The 21,446-nt window shown below is 35.6% G+C and carries 16 protein-coding genes and 2 riboswitches; of the genes, 13 read left to right on the top strand and 3 right to left on the bottom strand.

Features of this window, described 5'->3' with window-relative positions; genetic code table 11:
* The first annotated feature begins 98 nt into the window (after positions 1-98).
* The 5 genes from AC1DIT_RS11785 (at position 99) to AC1DIT_RS11765 (ending at position 8,676) form a co-directional block, all read left to right on the top strand.
* A complete protein-coding gene (locus tag AC1DIT_RS11785) occupies positions 99-761 on the top strand; it encodes a hypothetical protein (RefSeq protein WP_016112905.1) in 663 nt (220 codons plus the stop codon).
* A gap of 464 nt (positions 762-1,225) precedes the next feature.
* Complete coding sequence (locus AC1DIT_RS11780; RefSeq protein ID WP_016112906.1) at positions 1,226-2,890, top strand: glycoside hydrolase family 13 protein; 1,665 nt, start codon at positions 1,226-1,228, stop codon at positions 2,888-2,890.
* 188 nt (positions 2,891-3,078) lie between these two features.
* On the top strand, positions 3,079-4,716 hold the full coding sequence (locus tag AC1DIT_RS11775; protein WP_016112907.1) for a PTS transporter subunit IIBC: 1,638 nt from the start codon (positions 3,079-3,081) through the stop codon (positions 4,714-4,716).
* 3 nt (positions 4,717-4,719) lie between these two features.
* Positions 4,720-5,511 (top strand): endonuclease/exonuclease/phosphatase family protein, encoded by a 792-nt coding sequence (locus tag AC1DIT_RS11770; RefSeq protein ID WP_016132518.1) that lies wholly within the window; start codon positions 4,720-4,722, stop codon positions 5,509-5,511.
* Between the two features lie 306 nt (positions 5,512-5,817).
* Positions 5,818-8,676: a YhgE/Pip domain-containing protein gene (locus AC1DIT_RS11765; RefSeq protein ID WP_016132337.1), complete on the top strand. Its 2,859-nt coding sequence runs from the start codon at positions 5,818-5,820 to the stop codon at positions 8,674-8,676.
* Positions 8,677-8,710: 34 nt separating this feature from the next.
* Here the strand turns inward: AC1DIT_RS11765 and AC1DIT_RS11760 are convergent, their stop codons facing one another.
* A complete protein-coding gene (locus AC1DIT_RS11760; protein ID WP_476998204.1) occupies positions 8,711-10,636 on the bottom strand; it encodes a DNA topoisomerase III in 1,926 nt (641 codons plus the stop codon).
* Positions 10,637-11,173: 537 nt separating this feature from the next.
* Positions 11,174-11,283: riboswitch (TPP riboswitch) on the top strand.
* Positions 11,284-11,352: 69 nt separating this feature from the next.
* Here AC1DIT_RS11760 and thiM point away from each other — a divergent pair.
* The 3 genes from thiM (at position 11,353) to ilvA (ending at position 14,166) form a co-directional block, all read left to right on the top strand.
* The gene (thiM, locus tag AC1DIT_RS11755) at positions 11,353-12,162 is read left to right on the top strand and encodes a hydroxyethylthiazole kinase (protein ID WP_016132339.1); all 810 of its coding nucleotides are present in this window, start codon (positions 11,353-11,355) and stop codon (positions 12,160-12,162) included.
* A 15-nt stretch (positions 12,163-12,177) separates the two neighbouring features.
* A complete protein-coding gene (thiE, locus tag AC1DIT_RS11750; protein ID WP_016132340.1) occupies positions 12,178-12,834 on the top strand; it encodes a thiamine phosphate synthase in 657 nt (218 codons plus the stop codon).
* A 123-nt stretch (positions 12,835-12,957) separates the two neighbouring features.
* Positions 12,958-14,166 carry a threonine ammonia-lyase gene (ilvA, locus tag AC1DIT_RS11745; protein WP_016132519.1) on the top strand — a complete coding sequence of 403 codons (1,209 nt, stop codon included), beginning with the start codon at positions 12,958-12,960 and terminating at the stop codon, positions 14,164-14,166.
* 72 nt (positions 14,167-14,238) lie between these two features.
* Here ilvA and AC1DIT_RS11740 read toward each other — a convergent pair whose 3' ends face one another.
* Together AC1DIT_RS11740 and AC1DIT_RS11735 are read right to left on the bottom strand one after the other, a co-directional pair.
* Positions 14,239-15,552: an anaerobic C4-dicarboxylate transporter family protein gene (locus tag AC1DIT_RS11740; RefSeq protein ID WP_016112914.1), complete on the bottom strand. Its 1,314-nt coding sequence runs from the start codon at positions 15,550-15,552 to the stop codon at positions 14,239-14,241.
* A gap of 277 nt (positions 15,553-15,829) precedes the next feature.
* On the bottom strand, positions 15,830-16,204 hold the full coding sequence (locus AC1DIT_RS11735; RefSeq protein ID WP_016132520.1) for a hypothetical protein: 375 nt from the start codon (positions 16,202-16,204) through the stop codon (positions 15,830-15,832).
* Positions 16,205-16,335: 131 nt separating this feature from the next.
* A riboswitch (TPP riboswitch) is annotated at positions 16,336-16,437 on the top strand.
* Positions 16,438-16,541: 104 nt separating this feature from the next.
* Here AC1DIT_RS11735 and AC1DIT_RS11730 point away from each other — a divergent pair.
* From AC1DIT_RS11730 to AC1DIT_RS11710, 5 genes are all read left to right on the top strand, one after another.
* On the top strand, positions 16,542-16,862 hold the full coding sequence (locus AC1DIT_RS11730; protein ID WP_016132521.1) for an MTH1187 family thiamine-binding protein: 321 nt from the start codon (positions 16,542-16,544) through the stop codon (positions 16,860-16,862).
* Positions 16,834-17,610: an ABC transporter permease gene (locus AC1DIT_RS11725; protein ID WP_016132522.1), complete on the top strand. Its 777-nt coding sequence runs from the start codon at positions 16,834-16,836 to the stop codon at positions 17,608-17,610. Before AC1DIT_RS11730 ends, AC1DIT_RS11725 begins: the two co-directional genes overlap by 29 nt.
* Positions 17,607-18,605, top strand: a complete 999-nt coding sequence (locus tag AC1DIT_RS11720) for an ABC transporter substrate-binding protein (protein ID WP_016112917.1) — start codon at positions 17,607-17,609, stop codon at positions 18,603-18,605. The genes AC1DIT_RS11725 and AC1DIT_RS11720 overlap by 4 nt, the downstream gene beginning before the upstream one ends.
* On the top strand, positions 18,602-19,351 hold the full coding sequence (locus tag AC1DIT_RS11715) for an ABC transporter ATP-binding protein (RefSeq protein WP_016112918.1): 750 nt from the start codon (positions 18,602-18,604) through the stop codon (positions 19,349-19,351). The genes AC1DIT_RS11720 and AC1DIT_RS11715 overlap by 4 nt, the downstream gene beginning before the upstream one ends.
* Before the next feature lie 496 nt (positions 19,352-19,847).
* Positions 19,848-21,389, top strand: coding sequence for an ABC-F family ATP-binding cassette domain-containing protein (locus AC1DIT_RS11710; RefSeq protein WP_016112919.1), 1,542 nt, complete (start codon positions 19,848-19,850; stop codon positions 21,387-21,389).
* Positions 21,390-21,446 lie beyond the last annotated feature (57 nt).

The raw sequence follows: 21,446 nt of genomic DNA, 5'->3' as shown, positions 1-21,446 counted from the left end.
ATAAGGAACTTTTTTATGTTATTCCCTATAAAAAGATTGTATATTCCGATAATTTTAGCTAAAATCGATAATAAAAAACAAAGGAGAAGGGAGAAAGAATGATTCGGATTGAATATGATCGATTAGTAGCCATTTTTTACAGTGTCGGAGTATTACTATTAATAAAAATGCCAAATGATAATGAATTAATTGGAGAAAAATTATTTCACGCATACGGGATTCCAGTAGATACATATATTTATATGGGGTATAAGATTTCGAATATCTGGATTTGTTCTTTTGCATTACAAGCAATTTCTTTTCTATTTCTTATAAAGTGGTTAGAAAAGAAGGATTCTAATTGGTTAAAAAAGCTAAATAACATAAAAGTAGTGTGTATGAGTGTCTTGATTATCATAATGCCGTTTACTTTAAATGAAATACTTCAAACTCTTGATAAAACATGGCATTACACAGGGAAAAAAGGACTAGAGGCAATTGAATACAAAAAAGAGGATAGCCAATGTACGATGGAGAAAAAGGGAGATAATTTTGAACAAAATTGCGTCGTCACTTTAAAAAATTATCGCAATCATTCACAAGCATTACAACTTGTTTTATATCAAGATGCAAATCAAAAATTAAAGAGTTATCAGGTACCAACACCTTTTTACTTACAGCGACATGAAACAAAGCAATTTGAGTTTCAAGTTCCAGTTGTTTATGATGACATCGTAGTGAAAAATAAAGCACCAAATATTAAATTGCGGTCATTAAAATGAAAATCATAAGACAGATAATTAGTTTATGAAAATGAGGTTTGTTATTAGGAGAAAGAATTAGAAATGAAAAAAAAGTAAACTTTAGTCATCCAAAATGTTGCGAATAATCGGGCATAAATTGGATGATTTTTTATTTGTAATTAAGACCCACACATCAAAATTTAGGGAACCAACTGTCCGTAAAAGCCCGATTGGTGAGGGCTAATAATCAGTGGGGGATGAAGAATCCCCACTGATTAAAGTTTCACTTTATTAATGATAAAGGGGAATGAGAAATTCCCACCAAGTATGTACACCATAAAAAATATGTAAGGTTAATGAAATGAGGTATTGTTTCTTAAAGAAAAGTAGATATTTAGTAATAAGATGAAAATTCTCATTGCAAACTCTCCATATTTTGTTATGATAGTGTTACGAAAACGTTTGCATAAATTTTCAAATAGATGCAAAAGGAGAGAATTATTATGAATAAAACATGGTGGAAAGAAGCTGTCGCTTATCAAATTTATCCGCGTAGCTTTATGGATTCTAATGGTGATGGTATYGGAGATTTACAAGGTATTATTGCAAAGCTTGATTATTTAAAGGATTTAGGAATAGATGTAATTTGGATTTGTCCAATGTATAAATCGCCGAATGATGATAATGGCTATGATATTAGTGATTATCAAGACATTATGGATGAGTTTGGTACGATGGCCGATTTTGATGAATTACTAGATGAAGTGCATAAACGTGGTATGAAGCTCATTATTGATTTAGTTATTAATCACACGAGTGATGAACATCCTTGGTTTATTGAATCGCGTTCGTCTAAAGATAATCCAAAACGTGATTGGTATATTTGGCGCGATGGTAAGGATGGAGAAGAACCAAATAATTGGGAAAGTATCTTTAGCGGTTCTGCTTGGGAATATGATGAAGTAACAGATCAATATTTCTTACACATATTCTCACGTAAACAACCAGATTTAAACTGGGAGAATGCACAGGTCCGTGAAGTTTTATATGATACTGTAAACTGGTGGCTAGATAAAGGAATTGATGGTTTCCGTGTAGATGCAATCAGTCATATCAAAAAAGAAGAAGGCCTAAAAGACATGGCAAATCCGAAAGGGTTAAAGTATGTGCCTTCTTTTGATAAACATATGAATGTAAATGGAATTCAGCCACTTTTAGAAGAGTTGAAGGAGAATACATTTTCAAAATACGATATTATGACTGTTGGGGAAGCCAATGGTGTCAAAGTTGAAGATGCTGATCTTTGGGTTGGAGAAGAAAACGGTAAATTTAATATGGTATTTCAGTTTGAGCATTTAAGTTTATGGGATGCAGAAAAGAAAAAGGAACTTGATGTTGTGGAACTGAAAAAGGTGTTAACGAAGTGGCAAAAAGGTTTAGAAAATAAGGGATGGAATGCGTTGTATATTGAAAATCATGATAAACCACGGATTGTTTCTACGTGGGGAGATGATAAACAGTATTGGCGTGAAAGTGCAACAGCTTTAGGAGCAATGTACTTCTTTATGCACGGAACACCGTTTATTTATCAAGGACAAGAAATTGGTATGACAAATGTTCAATTCCCAAATATTGAAGATTATGATGACGTAGCAATTAAGAATTTATATCGCGAGAAAATTGAAGAAGGCGTATCACATCAAGAGATGATGGAAATTATTTGGGCATCTTGTCGTGATAATTCACGTACACCAATGCAATGGAATGATGAAGAAAACGCTGGTTTTACAACAGGGAAACCGTGGTTTGGAATGAACCCAAATTATAAAGAAATTAATGTTCAAAAGCAGCAAGTAGAGGCTAGTTCTATTTTTAATTTCTATAAAAAGATGATTGCACTTAAAAAAGAGCATGATGTATTTAATTATGGCACATATGATTTGATTTTAGAGAATGATCCGCAGATTTATGCGTATACGCGTACGTTGAATGATGAAAAAGTTGTTGTGATTAGTAATATATCTAAAGAAAATGCTGTGTATAATGAGGATACATTCTCTTTAGAACGCAAACGTTTGCTTTTAAATAACTATGAAGTAGTGGAACATAATAAATGTACTACAATTACTTTAAAGCCTTATGAAACAAGGGTTTATCGTATTTATTGATAAAAAAAGATGCTCTCGTAGCATCTTTTTTTATGAAAAATAATAAATTTATATTGCAATGTGAAAACGCTTTTATTAAAATAGATTTATGAAAACGTTTGCGTTAAAAAGGTATCGTTTTCGTAGGCAAAAAGAAATTATTATCTATATTAGTAGGGATTTTATAAATAAAGAGGAGGAAAAAACAGATGAAAATTACGTCTTTTGATTTTTGGCAGAAGTTCGGGAAAGCATTGCTAGTTGTTGTAGCTGTTATGCCAGCTGCTGGCTTAATGATTTCCATCGGTAAGCTAATTGGTATGTCTGCTGGGGATGTAAATGCAGTACATACAATTGCTAGAGTAATGGAAGACATCGGTTGGGCAATTATTACAAACTTACATATTTTATTTGCTGTAGCGATTGGGGGATCTTGGGCGAAAGATCGGGCAGGTGGTGCATTCGCAGCGCTGTTAGCATTCGTCTTAACGAACCGAATTACAGGAGCTATATTTGGTGTTAACGCTGAAATGTTAACGGATTCAAAAGCGAAAGTTTCCTCATTATTAGCAGGTGATTTAATTGTTAAAGATTATTTCACTTCAGTACTTGGTGCACCAGCATTGAACATGGGAGTTTTCGTAGGGATTATTACAGGGTTCTTAGGAGCTACCTTATATAACAAATACTATAATTATAATAAATTACCACAAGCATTAGCGTTCTTTAACGGAAAACGATTTGTACCATTTGTTGTAATTGTATGGTCTACAGTTACTGCGATTGCTTTATCACTTTTATGGCCATTTATCCAAAGCGGATTAAATGAGTTTGGTCGCTGGATCGCAGCATCAAAAGATAGTGCACCAATTGTTGCACCATTTGTATACGGAACATTAGAGCGTTTACTATTACCGTTYGGWTTACAYCATATGTTAACGATTCCGATGAACTATACRGAGCTWGGYGGAACATATACGATGTTAACTGGAGCAAAAGTTGGTCAGGTTGTTGCGGGACAAGATCCATTATGGCTTGCATGGATTACTGATTTAAATAACTTGTTAGCAAAAGGGGATACAAAAGCATATAACGATTTATTAAATAATGTTGTGCCAGCTCGTTTCAAAGTTGGGCAAGTTATTGGTTCAACTGCATCATTAATTGGTATTGCATTTGCGATGTTCCGTAATGTCGATAAAGATAAACGTGCAAAATATAAACCAATGTTCTTATCTGCAGCATTAGCAGTATTTTTAACAGGTGTAACGGAACCAATTGAATTTATGTTCATGTTCATTGCACCAGTATTATATATTGTATATGCAATTATAACAGGACTTGCATTTGCGTTGGCGGATCTTATTCACTTACGTGTCCATGCTTTTGGTTTTATTGAGTTAATTACACGTACACCAATGATGATTAATGCAGGATTAACAAGAGACTTAATTAACTTTGTTGTTGTGTCAGCGGTATTCTTCGGTTTAAACTTTACAGTATTTAATTTCTTAATTAAAAAATTCAATTTACCAACGCCAGGACGTGCGGGTAACTATATTGATAATGAAGATGAATCTTCAGAAGGAACAGCAAATGTAAAAGATGGTTCTTTAGCAATGAAGGTTATTGATTTGTTAGGTGGAAAAGATAATATTGCGGATGTAGATGCTTGTATGACACGTTTACGTGTAACAGTGAAAAATTTAGAAGCTGTTGCACCAGAGGCACAGTGGAAGCAAAACGGTGCTTTAGGTCTCATTGTAAAAGACAAAGGTGTTCAAGCGGTATATGGTCCGAAAGCTGATGTGTTGAAATCAGACATTCAAGATATGTTAGGTGCATAATAAATGAAGTTACTCACTTTAAACTGTCATTCTTGGCAAGAAGCGAATCAAATAGAAAAAATAAGACATCTTGCTAAAACGATTCAAGAGGAAGATTACGATGTTATTGCCTTGCAAGAAGTTAGTCAGTCTATAAAAGCTCAAAATGTATGCGATAACAAGAAAAAGGATAACTTTGGCCTTGTATTACTTGCAGAGCTTGAGAAGCTAGGTTTAGGAAATTACAACATTGTTTGGGATTACTCGCATATTGGTTATGACATATATGAAGAAGGTTCAGCTATCATAACGAAACATTCTATTGTGAAACAAGATTCTTTCTTTGTATCAGAAAGTAAGGATATCTCTTATTGGAAAGCGCGTAAAATTGTTAGCGTAACAATCTCTTATAAAAGTAAAAATATAACCTTTTATTCTTGTCATCTTGGTTGGTGGAATGATGAAGAAGAATCGTTTCAACGACAAGTCGATTGTTTAATAAAGCATATGAATGAAAACGAACTTTCAATTTTAATGGGCGATTTTAATAATAATGCCCGTTTACAAGGAGAAGGATACGATTATCTCATGCAAAAAGGGCTTTATGACACATATGAGCTAGCTTTGGAAAAAGATGAAGGAACAACTGTACAAGGAAAAATTGCTGGTTGGGATGAAAATAAGCAAAATTTACGAATTGATCTTATTTTAAGTAACAAACCAAAAACAGTTATTTCTTCAAAAGTCATTTTCAATGGTATAAATCGAAATATTATTTCAGATCATTTCGGAGTAGAAGTTCAATTGGATATATAATAATAGAAGAAATCCTCATAGCAATGTAAGCGCTATGAGGATTTTTTTTGTGAATACAAGTATTTCCAAGATAAAATACTTGTATTTTTTATGACATTTCCTATATATTTGTTATTACTGAATGTAAAACCGATTTGGTCATTTTGTATGAATACTTTATCGACTTCGTTATATAATGAAGTAAGTAAAAGATTTTGGGAAAATAGTACACTTTCGTTTAATCCACGATGAGGAAAATGATATAATTGCAAAATGCATGCACCATTTTCTAAAGAAGGAAAAATATATAATTAGGTGATAGCTTATATGAAACAGATATGGCGTATTTATACGACAGACTTACGGAACGTAGCCAAACATTGGGCTGCGATTGTAATTGTATTAGGACTTATGATTTTGCCATCGTTATATGCATGGTTTAACATTAAAGCTTCCTGGGATCCATATGGGAACACGAAAGATGTTCCAATTGCAGTTTCTAACCAAGATGCTGGATCAAATTTACGAGGAAAAGATATTAACATCGGGAATGAAATTATAGATTCGCTCAAAAAGAATAAAAATATGGGATGGAAATTCGTTGATGAAAAGCAAGCAATTTATGGAGTAGAACACGGGGATTATTATGCAAGTATTACGATCCCGAAAGATTTCTCTGAAAAAATTGCAACGGTAATTAGCGATAACCCGCAAAAGCCAGAACTTGATTATTTTGTGAATGAGAAGGTCAATGCCATTGCACCGAAAATTACAGCAAAAGGTGCATCAGGTATAACAGAAGAAATTAGTAAAAACTTTGTTAAAACAGCAAACGGTGAGATTTTTCAAATCTTTAATGATCTTGGAATCGATTTAGAAACAAACTTACCAAGTATCGAAAAAGTAAAAGATCTTGTATTCAAGTTAGAAGCACAGTTCCCGGAAATGTATACACTTGTGAATACAGCGTTAGATGATGCGACTAGAGCGCAAGATCTTGTGAAAGTTGCACAAGAAGATTTACCGGTTGTGGAAAGTGTGATTAACGATGGGCAGGAAACGCTGGGGAACTTAGATAAGTTCTTTGCAAACAATGACCAAAGGTTAAAAGACGCTCCTGGAGCGATACGAAACGACTTAACTGTGGTGAAAGATGGCATGGATAAGGCAACAGCTGTTACTAATTTTTTAATGCATCCAGGTATTGATTTGAATCTTCCTGATATATCTAAGATACCTCCACTTCCTGAGTTTCCATCACTTTCTGGACTTCCACAGTTTAATGATGAAGGATATAAAAATATTGCCAGAAATATTAATCAAACGGTAAACAATGTGTTGAGTTCAGCACGTACGGGAACTGCATATGCACAAGGCGTTATGAATGGCTTGCAAAATGGAAAGTTTGATCCAGCGAGAGCGAAGCAAGAACTCAATCAGGCTTCCGATAATCTGCAAGGCCATACTGACGGTGTTTCTTATCTTATTGATATGTTGACTAAGCTTAAAGAAGCGGAACCAAATAAGGGAGAAGCGTTTTTCCAAAAGGGGATAGATCATTTAACTAATTTAAAAAATGGTATGGAGAATGCAAACAATGGTATTAAAGATCTTGTAAATATTATTGGTACAGGTCAAGAAGTAAAACAAGATGTGAGAGATGCTGTTAATCAAAAATTAAATGCAGTGAATGGCTTAATTGATCAAGCTGAAAAAGATTATAATGAAACTTTTGTAGCAGATTACAAAAAAGCAGTTCAGTTTAAAGAACAAACAGAAAACAAGATAAATGAGGATTATGAGAAAGCAAAGACTGAATATAATAAAGTAAGAGATGGTATTGAGAATGCTAAATCTGATGCTCAAAAAGCAATGGAAGACCTGCAAAATAAAGGTGTAAATGGCTTGGATTCAACGAAAGTAGCTTTAAACAGCTTAAATGGCCAATTCCAAGCAGGTATTAGTATGATTGATGATATGATTCCTGTACTAGAAAGTGCGAATAAGGTTTTAGCTGATGTAAATAGTGATAAAAACCTTGATAATGGGATTGCAAAATTAAATAAAGCAAAAGACGCTCTTCAAAAGGGTGCCGATGCAACCAATAAAGGAATCACACTTATTAACAATGGGCAACAACCTACAAAAGATGTAATTGAAAGCATTAATGAAGCATCGAAAAATGGTTCAGCACAATTGGGAGACTTCTTAGCAAGCTACGATTCAGAAATCGTTCCGAACTTCAATGCAGCAATTGCTCGTACAAAAGAGATGTCTAAAAATACATCTAAGATCTTAAACGACGCAGATAAAAAGCTTCCAGATGTAAAAAAACTGCTAGAAGATTCATCTAAAGGCTTAGTAGAAGGCACAAAGAAAGTGGAAGATATTAAAGCAGAAATGCCAGCTGCTGAGAAAAAGATTAAAGAATTAGCAGATAAAATTCGTAAATTTGAATCGGAAGAAGATATAAAAGATGTCATCAAGTTATTGAAAAATGATGTTGAACAGCAAAGTGATTACTTTGCAAATCCAGTAAATTTAAAAGAAAATAAATTATTTGCGATGCCAAACTACGGTTCGGGGATGTCACCATTCTATACAGTGCTTGCATTATGGGTAGGGGCACTTTTAATGGTTTCATTATTAACAGTAGAAGTACATGAGCCAGAGGCAAATTATAAGAGTCATGAGATTTACTTCGGACGCTTTTTAACATTCTTAACGATAGGTCTTGCACAGGCGTTTATCGTATCGATGGGAGATATTTTCTTACTTGGTACGTATGTAGTTGATAAGTTTTGGTTTGTTCTATTCAGCTTATTCATTGGTGGAGTCTTTGTTTGTATCGTGTATTCACTCGTTTCTGTTTTCGGAAACATTGGGAAATCGATGGCAATCATTTTACTCGTACTACAAGTAGCTGGATCAGGCGGAACATTCCCAATTCAAATGCTTCCAAAATTCTTCCAATTGATATATCCGTTCTTACCGTTCACATATGCAATTAGCGTGATTCGTGAAACAGTGGGCGGAATGCTTTGGGATATTGTGATAAGAGATCTTCTCGTGTTAAGTGTCTTTGTGGTAATCATGCTTGTACTTGCATTGGTACTGAAAACACCGATTAACAAGTCGAGTGAGAAATTTGTTGAGAATGCAAAAGGAAGTAAAATTATTCATTAAAAAAAGTTCCTACCGAGAGCGGTAGGAACTTTTTTTATTCAAATTTTAACTTTTTTAATGCTTCTGCTAGTGCGTTATTTAATGGCTCTTCTTCTTCTTTTTGTTGCTGCTTCATATATTTTTGAACGTAGCGTTTATCTGCTTTATTTCCTGATTCTTTCTTGCGGCGCTCTTGGAATGTAGAAAGCTTCTCGCGATATCCACATTTACATGCGAAGATTTGCCCATCTCCTTCACCGCGAAGTTCTAGTTTTTTCTTTTGTTCCCATTCAGCAGTTAGTGTAGGAGATTTTAGTTCTTCCGGTACTAAATCAAGTAACTGACGACCTTTTGATGTAATGTGAATATCTTTACCACGTTTTTCAATCAAGAATGAATTAAATAGTTTGTCAATAATGTCAGCTCGTGTAGCCACAGTACCTAATCCACCAGTTGATTTTAACGTATCAGCAAGTTGTTTATTTTGCGTATCCATGTATTTTGTAGGGTTTTCCATTGCTGAAAGTAACGTTGCTTCATTAAAGCGTGCAGGTGGTTTTGTTTGACCTGATGTTTGAGCAATTAGTTTTACGCTTAATGTATCGCCTTTTTCAATGCGAGGTAAAATTTGCTCTTTTAAATCTTCAACTGCATCGTCATCTTCAAAGCGGTTTTCATATACTTCTTTCCAACCAGAATGTAAAATCGTTTTGCCACGTGCAACAAACGTTTCATCACCAATTTTCGTGCGTAATGTTAGTTGTTCATATTCAAAGGCTGGGAATAAGACTGCTAAGAAACGTTTTACCACTAAATCATAAATTTTGCGTTCTTTATCTGTGAAAGCTGAGAAATTCACATAGCTTTCCGTTGGGATGATTGCGTGATGATCGCTTACTTTACTATCATCAACAAATGCTTTAGTGGATTTTATAGGCTTATTTAAAATTTTATGAGCTAAAGGACGATATTCTCCTACTCCACACGCTTTTAGACGCTCTGGAAGTGTTCCGACGATATCAGATGAAATATAGCGCGAATCTGTACGAGGGTAAGTGAGTACTTTATGTTGCTCATACAATTTTTGCATAATATTTAACGTTTCTTTTGCAGAATAACCAAAGATTTTATTTGCATCACGTTGTAGCTCTGTTAAGTCATAAAGACCAGGAGCAAATGATTTTTTCACCTTTTTATCGATTTCTACCACAGTTGCATTTTGTTTATCCAGTTTTGTCACAATGGTATCGATTTTTGCTTTATCAAAACTGCGACCATTCCCTCTAGCGTCTTGCCAAGTCAATTTTAACTTTTCTGTTGTTTGAGCTTCAATGCCGTAGTATGTTTGTGCTTTGAAGTTTTTAATTTCGTCCTCACGACCTGCAATGATAGCCACAGTAGGTGTTTGTACACGACCACAGTTTAGTTGAGCATTAAATCGAGTAGTTAATGCACGTGTTGCATTAAGCCCGATATACCAGTCAGCCTCCGAACGTGCGACAGCTGAAGCGTATAAATTTTCATATGCTTTACCTGGCTTTAAGTTTGCGAAGCCATCTTTGATTGCTTTATCGGTAACAGATGAGATCCATAGGCGTTTAATAGGTTTATTAATTCTAACTTTATCAATAATCCAACGCGCGACTAATTCTCCCTCTCTTCCAGCGTCTGTAGCCACTATTATTTCAGTAACATCTTTTCTAATCAGTTGACTTTTAACGGCATTAAACTGTTTGCCAGTTTGCTTAATCACTGTCAATTTCAAACGTTCAGGTAGCATTGGTAAATCTTCTAGATTCCACTTTTTATATTTTATATCATAGCTTTCTGGGTCTGCTAATGTAACAAGATGCCCTAAAGCCCAAGTAACGATATATTTATTACCTTCAAGATAACCATTTCCTTTTTTATCACACTTCAATACACGTGCAATATCACGTGCAACAGAAGGTTTCTCAGCAATTACAACACTTTTTGCCATATTTAAAACATCCTTTCAAGTTTCCGTAAGTTAAATATAGCATAGATCCTTTGCGGATTCAGTTATGCCGAAGATTCTAACCTTTTGTTATTAATTAAATACTCTATATCTTTGACTAGTTAAGAGGGGGAAATTTTAGTATTTCGGATATAACAAAATAGTAGGATATCTTTGTCCTTTTTTAAAAGGACAAACCATTATTTCACAAGGCGAAAAAGTATCAAAACGCGATGTTGCGAAGTATATGAAACAATAAAATCAAGATGATGAGCCGCGTAATCCTGCGTTAGCGGAAGCTTTGGCAAAATTGAAATTTGGTTCAAAAGAAAAAAGGGAACTGCTCTCATTTTCTCACTTTGTTTGAACTTGGCATGGGGCTAAAAAAGGACCTGACCGCTTCTATGCATGGCCGGATGCTCTCTCCCACCTAAAAAAGGGTTTTTATCGTTTTTTCAATTTGTACTTATATATTAAGATGACAAAAACGTGTAACTTGTTATTTTAAGAGAATAAGAGTAGACTCTGAATTAGATGAATAAGAAAACACATGGGAGTTTGCGGATGCAGACTGAGAGTACGACTAATCTGTCGTTGACCATTAGAACCTGTTGGATAATGCCAGCGTAGGGAGAGTGTAACAGCACATGTTCAGGCACTTTGCATACGCGAAGTGTCTTTTTGTGTATCTCCCATTATAAAGTTAGGAGATGAAAAGAATGAATATAAAAGAAATCGCAAAAGTAGTGGAGACAGTGAGAGCGGCTAATCCTCTTGTGCATAATATTACAAATGTCGTTGTAACAAACTTTACGGCCAATGGTTTACTTGCATTAGGAGCTTCACCAGTTATGGCATATGCAAAAGAAGAAGTGGCAGAAATGGCTAGCATTGCCGGAGCACTTGTTTTAAATATGGGTACACTTCGTCCTGAAGAAGTAGAAGCGATGTTAATTGCCGGGAAGTCTGCGAATGCACATCATGTACCTGTGTTATTTGATCCAGTTGGTGCAGGGGCAACGTCTTATCGAGCAGAAGTTGCAAGACATATTCCGAGTGAAGTGAAATTAGCGATGATTCGCGGGAATGCAGCGGAAATTGCTAATGTTATCAATGAAAAGTGGGAGATTAAAGGTGTCAATGCTGGGGCTGGAAACGGTGATGTTGTAGGAATTGCGAAACAAGCAGCAGATGAACTAGATACAATTGCGGTGATTACTGGAAAAGAAGACGTTGTAACAGATGGTGAGCGAACAATCATTATTCGCAATGGACATCCAATTTTAACGAAAGTGACAGGTACAGGTTGTCTATTAACTTCTGTAATGGGGGCATTTGCAGCGGTTGAAAAAGATTATGTCAAAGCGGCAGTTGCTGCATTAACGTTTTATGGTGTAGCAGCGGAAATAGCTGCAAGTAAAACAGTAGAGCAAGGACCAGGAAGTTTCCAAATTGAATTTTTAAATCAGTTAGCAAACACTACTGCAAATGAGATTGTACAATATGGAAATATCCAAGAGGTGCAATAAGAAGGGGTAAAAGAAATGGCAAGTATTGATCAACAACAAATGTCCAAGTTATTGCAAGTGTATTTTATTATGGGAAGTAATAACTGTGAAAGAGATCCATTACAAGTAATGAAAGAAGCGTTAGATGGCGGAGTAACGCTTTTCCAATTTCGTGAAAAAGGTGAAGGAGCTTTAGCTGGGGAAGAACGAGTGCGTTTTGCTAAGCGGCTACAAATGCTTTGTAAAGAATATGATGTACCTTTTATCGTGAATGATGATGTAGAATTAGCAATTGAATTGGGTGCAGACGGTGTTCATGTTGGACAAGATGACGAAGGAATTACATCCGTTCGTGAAAAAATGGGAGATAAAATTGTCGGGGTATCTGCTCATACGATAGAGGAAGCTCGTTTTGCAATTGCAAATGGGGCGGATTATTTAGGAGTAGGACCTATTTTTCCGACGAGTACGAAGAAAGATACAAAAGCGGTGCAAGGAACGAAAGGGTTGCGTTATTTTAGAGAAGAGGGAATTACAATCCCGATTGTTGGTATTGGAGGAATTACACTTAAAAATGCTGCTTCTGTTATAGAGGCAGGGGCTGATGGAGTTTCTGTTATTTCTGCAATTAGTTTAGCAGATTCGCCTTATGAAAGTACGTCTTTACTGACAGGTATTTTTAATGATAAATAGTGAAAATCGTTGATATATGGGAAGAACCATTTCTAATGTGAAGAAATGGTTTTTTTGTCGTATAAAACAAAGTGTGCGGCTCAAACTAATATGTATGAACATATATCGTTTCGGAGGTACAATATGATTTCATTACAGGATATTATAGCTGCTCATGAGAAGATGAAAGGCATTGTCCATATGACACCACTAGATTATTCAAGTACATTTAGTGAACTATCGCATAATGAAGTATATTTGAAACTCGAAAATTTACAAAAGACGGGTTCTTTTAAAGTACGTGGTTCTTATAATAAGATGGTTTCTCTTGATAAAGGTGAATTAGAAAATGGGGTTGTTGCAGCGTCTGCTGGAAATCATGCACAAGGTGTCGCCTATTCTAGTAATATGCTCGATATTCCCTGTACGATTGTGATGCCAAAAGGTGCACCGCTTAGTAAAGTGCTTGCGACTAAGCGATATGGTGCACATGTAGAGTTGCAAGGTGATGTATTTGATGATGCATTAGCGTATGCGCTAGATTTGAAAGAACAAACAGGAGCAAAGTTTGTACATCCATTTGATGATGAGGCTGTAATCTCTGGTCAAGGGACGGTAGGTTTAGAAATATTGCAGCAGCTTGATGACGTCGAAGCAGTTATTTGTCCTGTTGGTGGTGGCGGCTTAATTGCAGGTGTTGCGATGGCGATTAAAGAACAAAAACCGTCGGTGAAAATATATGGTGTACAAGCGCTTGCTTGTCCGGGGATGAAGCAATCCTTAGAGGGAAAGAAAGTTATTACTGTGGAATCTTCACCAACTATGGCAGATGGAATTGCAGTGAAAAGACCGGGAGAACTTACATTTCAGCTTGTAGAGCGATATGTAGATGATATTTTTTGTGTGGATGAAATGGAAATTGCACGAACGATGCTAATGCTACTTGAACGCAATAAATTATTAGTAGAGGGGTCCGGTGCTAGTTCATTAGCGGCGCTACTATATCAAAAAATTCCTGTGAAAGAGAAAAAAGTTGTGTCGATTTTAAGTGGTGGAAATGTTGATGTTAACTTCATTACTCGTATTATTGAACATGGGATGGTTGAAGCCGGCCGCTTTGTTCATATTGCAACAATGATTAAAGATAAACCAGGACATTTGCAACATTTACTCGAAATTGTAACAAGTTTTGAAGCAAATGTATTACATATTCATTTAGAGCGGATTGGAACAAAAGTGTTTCCTGGGTATACGCAGCTCCATTTATCATTAGAAACGAAAGATAAAAACCATATTGAAGAAGTGCTAAGTGGGATAGAGAAAAAAGGATATAATGTAGAAGTTATTGAATAAAGAATTTAAACAAACGTTTGATTAAATAAAAAGCACAAACTTTATTCAGAAAAAGTTTGTGCTTTTTGTATGTTAAAACATAATGGAAATTAAGAGCATCCCAATTCCAATGGAAGCAAATGTTGCGACCAGACCAGGAATCATAAAGCTATGATTTAATACATATTTACCAATACGTGTTGTTCCTGTACGGTCAAAGTTGATCGCAGCAACAATTGTTCCGTAGTTCGGAATGAAGAAATATCCGTTTACTGCAGGGAACATCGCAATAAGAAGTGTTGGTGAAATGCCAAGTGATAATCCGAGTGGCACTAACGCACGTACTGTTGCTGCCTGGCTATACAGTAAAATAGATAGAATAAATAATGCAATAGCGAATAACCATGGTGCGCTTGTTACTAAGTGTTGAATCGATCCTTGAATCGTACTTAAGTTTCCGTTAAAGAATGTGTCTCCCATCCAAGCGATACCGAAGATTGCAACAACGGCTGTAGCACCGGCTTTGAAGACATTTCCAGATACAATGCTTTCTACATTTGGTTTACAGAAGATAATAATAAGAGCAGCAATTGTAAGCATGACCATTTCAATTGTATTTGGCATTGAAAGACGAACTAATTTTCCATCTATCATCCATCCTGGACGAAGTGTTTCGAATGAACCAAGGAGAACAACAAAAATAGTTGCAAATAAGAAGAGAACAACAGATAACTTGGCACCTTTTGCACCGATAAATTCTTTCTTTTCTTCAAGTTTAGGAATCATGCCTTCTTTCAATCGTTTTAAGTATTCAGGGTCTTCATTTAACTCTTTACCCATTTTGCTCGCAACGAAAGCTGCTAACATACAAGCGATAAAAGTAGAAGGAATACTTACTTTTAAAATATCTAACAATGTAATTTTATAATCAGCTAGCATTGCTAACAGGGCCACAGTTGCAGCAGAGATTGGACTTGCTGTAATTGCTTGTTGCGAAGCGATTACGGCAATTGACATCGGGCGTTCAGGTCTAATTCCTGATTCACGTGATACCTCTGCAATAACGGGAAGTACGGAATAGGCAACATGTCCAGTTCCAGCGCACAATGTAAATAAATATGTCACAATAGGTGCGAAAAATGTAATGCGCTTCGGGTTTTTACGAAGTGCTTTTTCTGCAAGATGAACAAGGTAATCCATTCCACCTGCAGCTTGTAAGGCACCTGCAGCTGTAATGACTGCTAAAATCATCAGCATAACGTCAATAGGAGGAGCTGTAGGTTGTAAATGGAATATGAATACGAGGATTGCCATACCAACTCCACCCATTACCCCTAGTCCAACTCCACCAAGGCGTGCGCCGATAAAAATGCAGAGTAATAAGGTAATAAATTGTAGCCAAAACATGATAAATTACCTCCAAAATCCATATGGTAAGATATTTTTGAATAATTTAATTTGAATGCCGATTATTAAATTAAACAAATAAAGACCTGTCAAATCAACCTTTTTATTATATAACACATAAAATGTAACATTCACTATATTTCGTGACATTATTTCGGAAAATCAATTACTTTAATTTAATATATAAATAAGAAATAATGGACRTATAGTAAATGTGTTGCAAAGAAAAAAGCAGAAACGAATTCATCCGTTTCTGCTTTTTTCTTATGAAAGAGACTTATTTTAGAGATTCTTTAATTTGTGTGAAAATATTAATAGCAAAAATGATAATGGCAAGAACAACAATAATACTTCCACCGGCAACAAAAGGTATAACTGCATGATAGCCATAAATCTCAAAAGCGAGTGCAATCATCATAATCGGTAGCCCGATATGTAAGAGCCAAAAATACCATTTACCAAGTTTCGAGGCACCAGCTTCTTTGAAAATATAATATAAAATACCTGCTAACATCATAGAAGTCCAACCTAATAATAAAACATGTACATGAACGGCGGTCAATTTGTAATTAGCTGAAATTGACATGAATAACCCCATACAAACACCGATGACAAAATAAATAGAAGAGATTTTAATGAAACGAATTCCCATTTTTAGCCCCCTTAATATACTTGTATGTTTGCTACAATAAAATATATGACCAATAGATTGTGAGCAGTATCATATTATAAAAAAATGTGGATTTGTTTGTTTGAAAAAATAAATCATGCTACAATGAAAACGAATTAAGACCGGGGAGCCAATTGGCTGAGAGGATGTAAGTAAACATCGACCCTCAACCTGATCTGGATAATGCCAGCGTAGGGAGTTACTTAAAGTGATGTAAGCAGATGTTATTGTATAATAACTTGCATACAAGGCTTTCCTGCGTAGTTTGTAGGAAAGCCTTTTCTTTTTACAAAACATATTTTGCAAGGGGGATTTTCGGATGTCACAACAAGTTACAATTTCATTTTCAGTCGTACCACAAGCAAAAACGAAAGATGTGTATGCCGTTGTTGATAAAGCAATTGAAGTCGTACAACAATCGGGTGTTCGTTATGAAGTAGGTGCGATGGAAACAACACTAGAAGGAGAATTAGACGTGCTTCTTGATGTCATTAAGCGTGCACAACAAGCTTGTGTCGATGCTGGAGCAGAAGAGGTTATTACTTCTATTAAAATTCATTATCGTCCAAGTACAGGTGTAACGATTGATGAGAAAGTTTGGAAGTACCGTGATGAATATGAAAAAACGGAAACGATCTAACATAACAATTACAACGATTTGGCTTATCCTTCTCATTGCTATATGGGAAGGATCTGTTTCATTATTCCGAATTGAACCGTGGATTTTACCCAAGCCTTCTACTATTGTACAGGAACTCATTGGAATGAAAGATTTATTGTTGCCAAATACAATGCAAACACTACAAGAAGTTATCATCGGATTATTCTTTGCGATTTTACTTGGAACGAGTATTGCAATTATTATGGACGTTATTCCGTTATTTCGCATTTTAATTAATCCGTTACTCGTAATATCACAAACGATACCGATTGTTGTGCTAGCACCTTTATTCATTATTTGGTTTGGGTATGGGATGCTGCCGAAAGTGATGGTCGTGATTCTTGTTTGCTTCTTTCCGATTGCCTTGAGTATTTTAGAAGGTTTCCAAACAGTAGATAAGAACATGCTTAAGTTATTACAAACAATGCGCGCGACAAAATGGCAAATCTATCAGAAGGTAAAATTCCCAGCCGTGCTTCCATACTTTTTCTCTGGGCTGAAAATTGCGGTTACATATAGCGTAATGGGAGCGATTATTGGGGAATGGCTTGGTGCGAGTGAAGGGTTAGGTGTTATGCTTACGCGTGCAACAAAATCCTTTTTAACAGCGCGTGTATTTGGTATCGCAGCAATTATCGTAATGGTGACATTGCTCTTGTATTTTATCGTAGAATTTATGGCAAGACTAACAGCACCATGGATATACAGAAAGGACGACAGAAAATGAAAAAAGGCTTAAAAGTTATGCTAGCAGCGTTGCTAGCGGTAGGCGTGGTCGGTTGTAATGCGGCGAAGAAAGAAGAGAGTACAGATAAAGGGAAGAAAGTAAAAGTTGTTTTAGATTGGTTTCCAAACACAAACCACACTGGTTTATATGTAGCGAAGACAAAAGATTACTATAAAAAGCAAGGCTTAGATGTAGAAATTATTCAACCAGGTGATAATGTGTCAGCAGAGCAAATGATTGCTTCAGGAAAAGCTGATTTCGGTGTAAGTTATCAAGAAAATGTAACATCAGCTCGTGTTGAAGGAATCCCAGTCGTTTCAATTGGAGCAATTATTCAACATAATACATCTGCATTTGCGTCGTTGAAAAAAGATAATATTACTTCTCCGAAAGATTTTGAAGGAAAACGTTATGGAGGCTGGGGAGCGCCAGCAGAAGAAGCGACGTTAAAAACAATTATGGATAAGCATCAAGCTGATTTTAGTAAAGTAGAAAAGGTTGTTCTTGGACAAACAGATTTCTTTAAATCGATTGGTAAAGATGCAGATTTTGAATGGATTTATTATAGCTGGGATGGCATTGAAGCGAAACGACAAGGAAAAGAATTAAATACAATCATGGTAAAAGATTTAGATCCAGCACTAGATTTCTATAGCCCTGTCATTATTACAAGTGAAAAGCATACAAAGCAAGATAAAGATTTTGTGAAAAAATTCATGAACGCAACGGCAGAAGGATATAACTTTGCAATTAAAGAGCCAAAAGAAGCGGCTGATATTTTAATTAAAAATGTACCGGACATTAATAAAGAGTTAGTACAAGAGAGCCAAAAATGGTTAAGTACGAAGTATCAAGACGATGCGAAAGCGTGGGGAGTACAGAAGGAAGAGGTTTGGACAAATTACATGAATTTCTTACACGATAACAAAGTTATTAAAAAGAAAATTGATGTAAAAGATGCCTTTACAAACGAGTTCCTTCCAAGCGAAAAATGAACGGATTACAAATAAAAGATGTTGTGAAAGCATTTGATGGGAAAAATGTACTAGAAAAGATTAGTGCTTCTATACAAGAAGGTGAGTTTGTCTCGTTTGTAGGCCCAAGTGGTTGCGGAAAAAGTACGTTATTAAATCTGATTGCGAGTGTTGAAGAGGCAACTAGTGGTGAGGTAATCTATAACGATACCCTTGTTCAAAAACAGGATATTGTAAGTTATATGCCGCAACAAGATTTGTTGCTCCCGTGGCGTTCAGCACTACAAAATATTGTTCTTCCATTAGAAATTGATGGGAAGCCAAAGAAAGAGCGACTTACAGAAGGAATGGAAGCCTTACAACAATTTGGTCTAGCTGAATACGCAAATCATTATCCAGATGCATTATCCGGTGGTATGCGTCAGCGTATTAGCTTCCTTCGTACTTATTTATGTGAAAAACCTATTATGTTGCTTGATGAACCGTTTGGGAAGCTCGACGCATTTACAAAAATGGAAGTGCATCGTTGGCTTTTGGATTCTTGGCATCAAGAGAAACAAACGATTGTGATGGTAACGCATGACTTGGATGAAGCAATTCTATTATCTGATCGTGTATTCATTATGTCACAAAGGCCAGCTACGATTGTTGGTGAAGTGCATGTGAATTTACCACGTCCTCGTACGATGGATATGTTGACATCTCTTGAGTTAAAAGAAGATAAGGCCGAGATTTTAGGGATATTGGCTCCTTATATGCGGAAGTAATGAAAGCTTCTTAACAGTTTTTGTGACTGTTAAGAAGCTTTTTGTTTTAGAGGGAGAAACAGTGGGTTAAATGATTGAACAAAGAGTGGATTCACTCATTTTAGATTTTACAAGTCTGTATGCAATGGAGAAAATGTCCAAAGAAATTTTTAAAGAAAAAGAGGAACAAACAGATTCATAACGAATAAAATATAAGAGCATGGTGTATGCTTATTATAAGACAATAATGATTTATAAAGGAGTGAAAGGATAAGATGACTTTATCAACTGTTCTTCAAATGGTTTTAGCTTGATATGGGAGAAGTCTGCCCATTTTTAAAGTTTAAGCCAAATTGAAGACAGCAGGTAAAGAACCTTGATCCTTTTTTACAATAATAATTTGTAATGGGTAAGGTGTGTTCACCTTACCCATTTTTTGTACACAATTAAATAAGATCTTTATTTTGCTGTTCTCTCTATTTGGCTTGTTAGTTATAAAGAAAAGGAGAGAACAAAAATGAGCGTATTAACAGTAGAAAATCTTACACATACGTATGGAGATAAAACCATTTTATATAATGCTTGTTTTCGATTATTACAAGGTGAACATGTGGGGCTTGTCGGAAGTAATGGTGCAGGGAAGTCAACATTGCTTCGGCTTTTAATAGGAGAAGTCTTGCCTGATGGGGGGATGATTGAATGGCTTCCACATGTAAAGGTGGGGGTTTTAGAGCAGCATATTGATTTACAAGAAGGAATGACAATTGAGGAATACTTGCAAGGTGCATTTTCTCATCTATATACGATTGAACGTGAAATGATAGCTATTGCTGAAAAGATGGCAAAGGGAACGGATTTAGAGAAGCTATTAGTACGATATGGGGAGTTACAAAATGTATTAGAGGGCTCAGATTTTTATCAAATTCATACCAAAATAGAAGAAGTAGCAGCTGGTTTAGGTTTGTTAGACTTAGGTATGAAAAAAGATGTTTCAAAATTAAGTGGTGGCCAGCGTACAAAGTTATTACTTGGGAAGCTTCTTTTAGAGAAACCGCATGTTTTACTATTAGATGAGCCAACAAACTATTTAGACACAGTTCATATAGATTGGCTAAGAGCATATTTACAAGTGTATGAGCATGCTTATATTGTTGTTTCACATGACGAATCATTTTTAAACAATATTACGAATGTTATTTATCATTTAGAGGGGCAAACAATTAAGCGCTATACAGGAAATTATGAGAGGTTTTTAGAAAGTTATCGCTTGCAGAAACAGCAATTACAAGTGGCTTATACGAGACAACAAAAGGAAATTGCAAATTTAGAGAGTTTTATTCAAAAAAATAAAATTCGAAAAGCAAAGCAGGCAAAAAGCCGTGAAAAGGTATTGGAGAAAATGAAAAAAATTGAAAAACATAACGATGTACCACGGCCGCGTTTTCATTTTCAGATTCACACTGAGCCTGTGAGCCGCATATTACAAGCACAGCAAATTCAAATTGGTTATGTGGAGCCATTGTTTCCATCCCTTAATTTACAAGTGAAAAGGCGCGAAAAGATTGCAATTGTGGGTCATAATGGAATTGGAAAAACAACAATGCTAAAAACGTTGTTAGGACAATTAGAACCATTAAGCGGGAGAGTTCATATTGGAGAGCGGGTACAACCTGCATATTTTGCGCAAGAAGAATTTAGTGCAGAAACTACACCGCTTGAACAAGTATGGTCAGGACGTCCGGATATGACGCAAAAAGAAATTCGTCAATCTTTAGCAAGATGTGGTTTAAAGGAAGAACATATTCGGCAGTCTCTTTGCATTTTAAGTGGTGGAGAACAAACGAAGGTACGTTTATGTGAACTTATGTTAATGCGGAGTAATGTTTTAATTCTAGATGAGCCGACGAATCATTTAGATGTACAGGCGAAAGAGGCATTGAGAGAAGCTTTAGAACACTATCAAGGAACAATTTTACTTGTTTCTCATGAACCTTCTTTTTATGAATCTTGGGTGACGCGAGTTTGGAATCTGGAGGAAATGAACGTTACTAAAAAATAATAGAGCCGTTTATTTAGGAGACGTTACTAAAAAATAATAGAGCCGTTTATTTAGGAG

The sequence above is a fragment of the Bacillus sp. 05T22 genome, assembly GCF_056396765.1.
The sequence above is the reverse complement of the archived record's forward strand: the minus strand, read 5'-3'. Positions and strand labels throughout refer to the sequence as shown.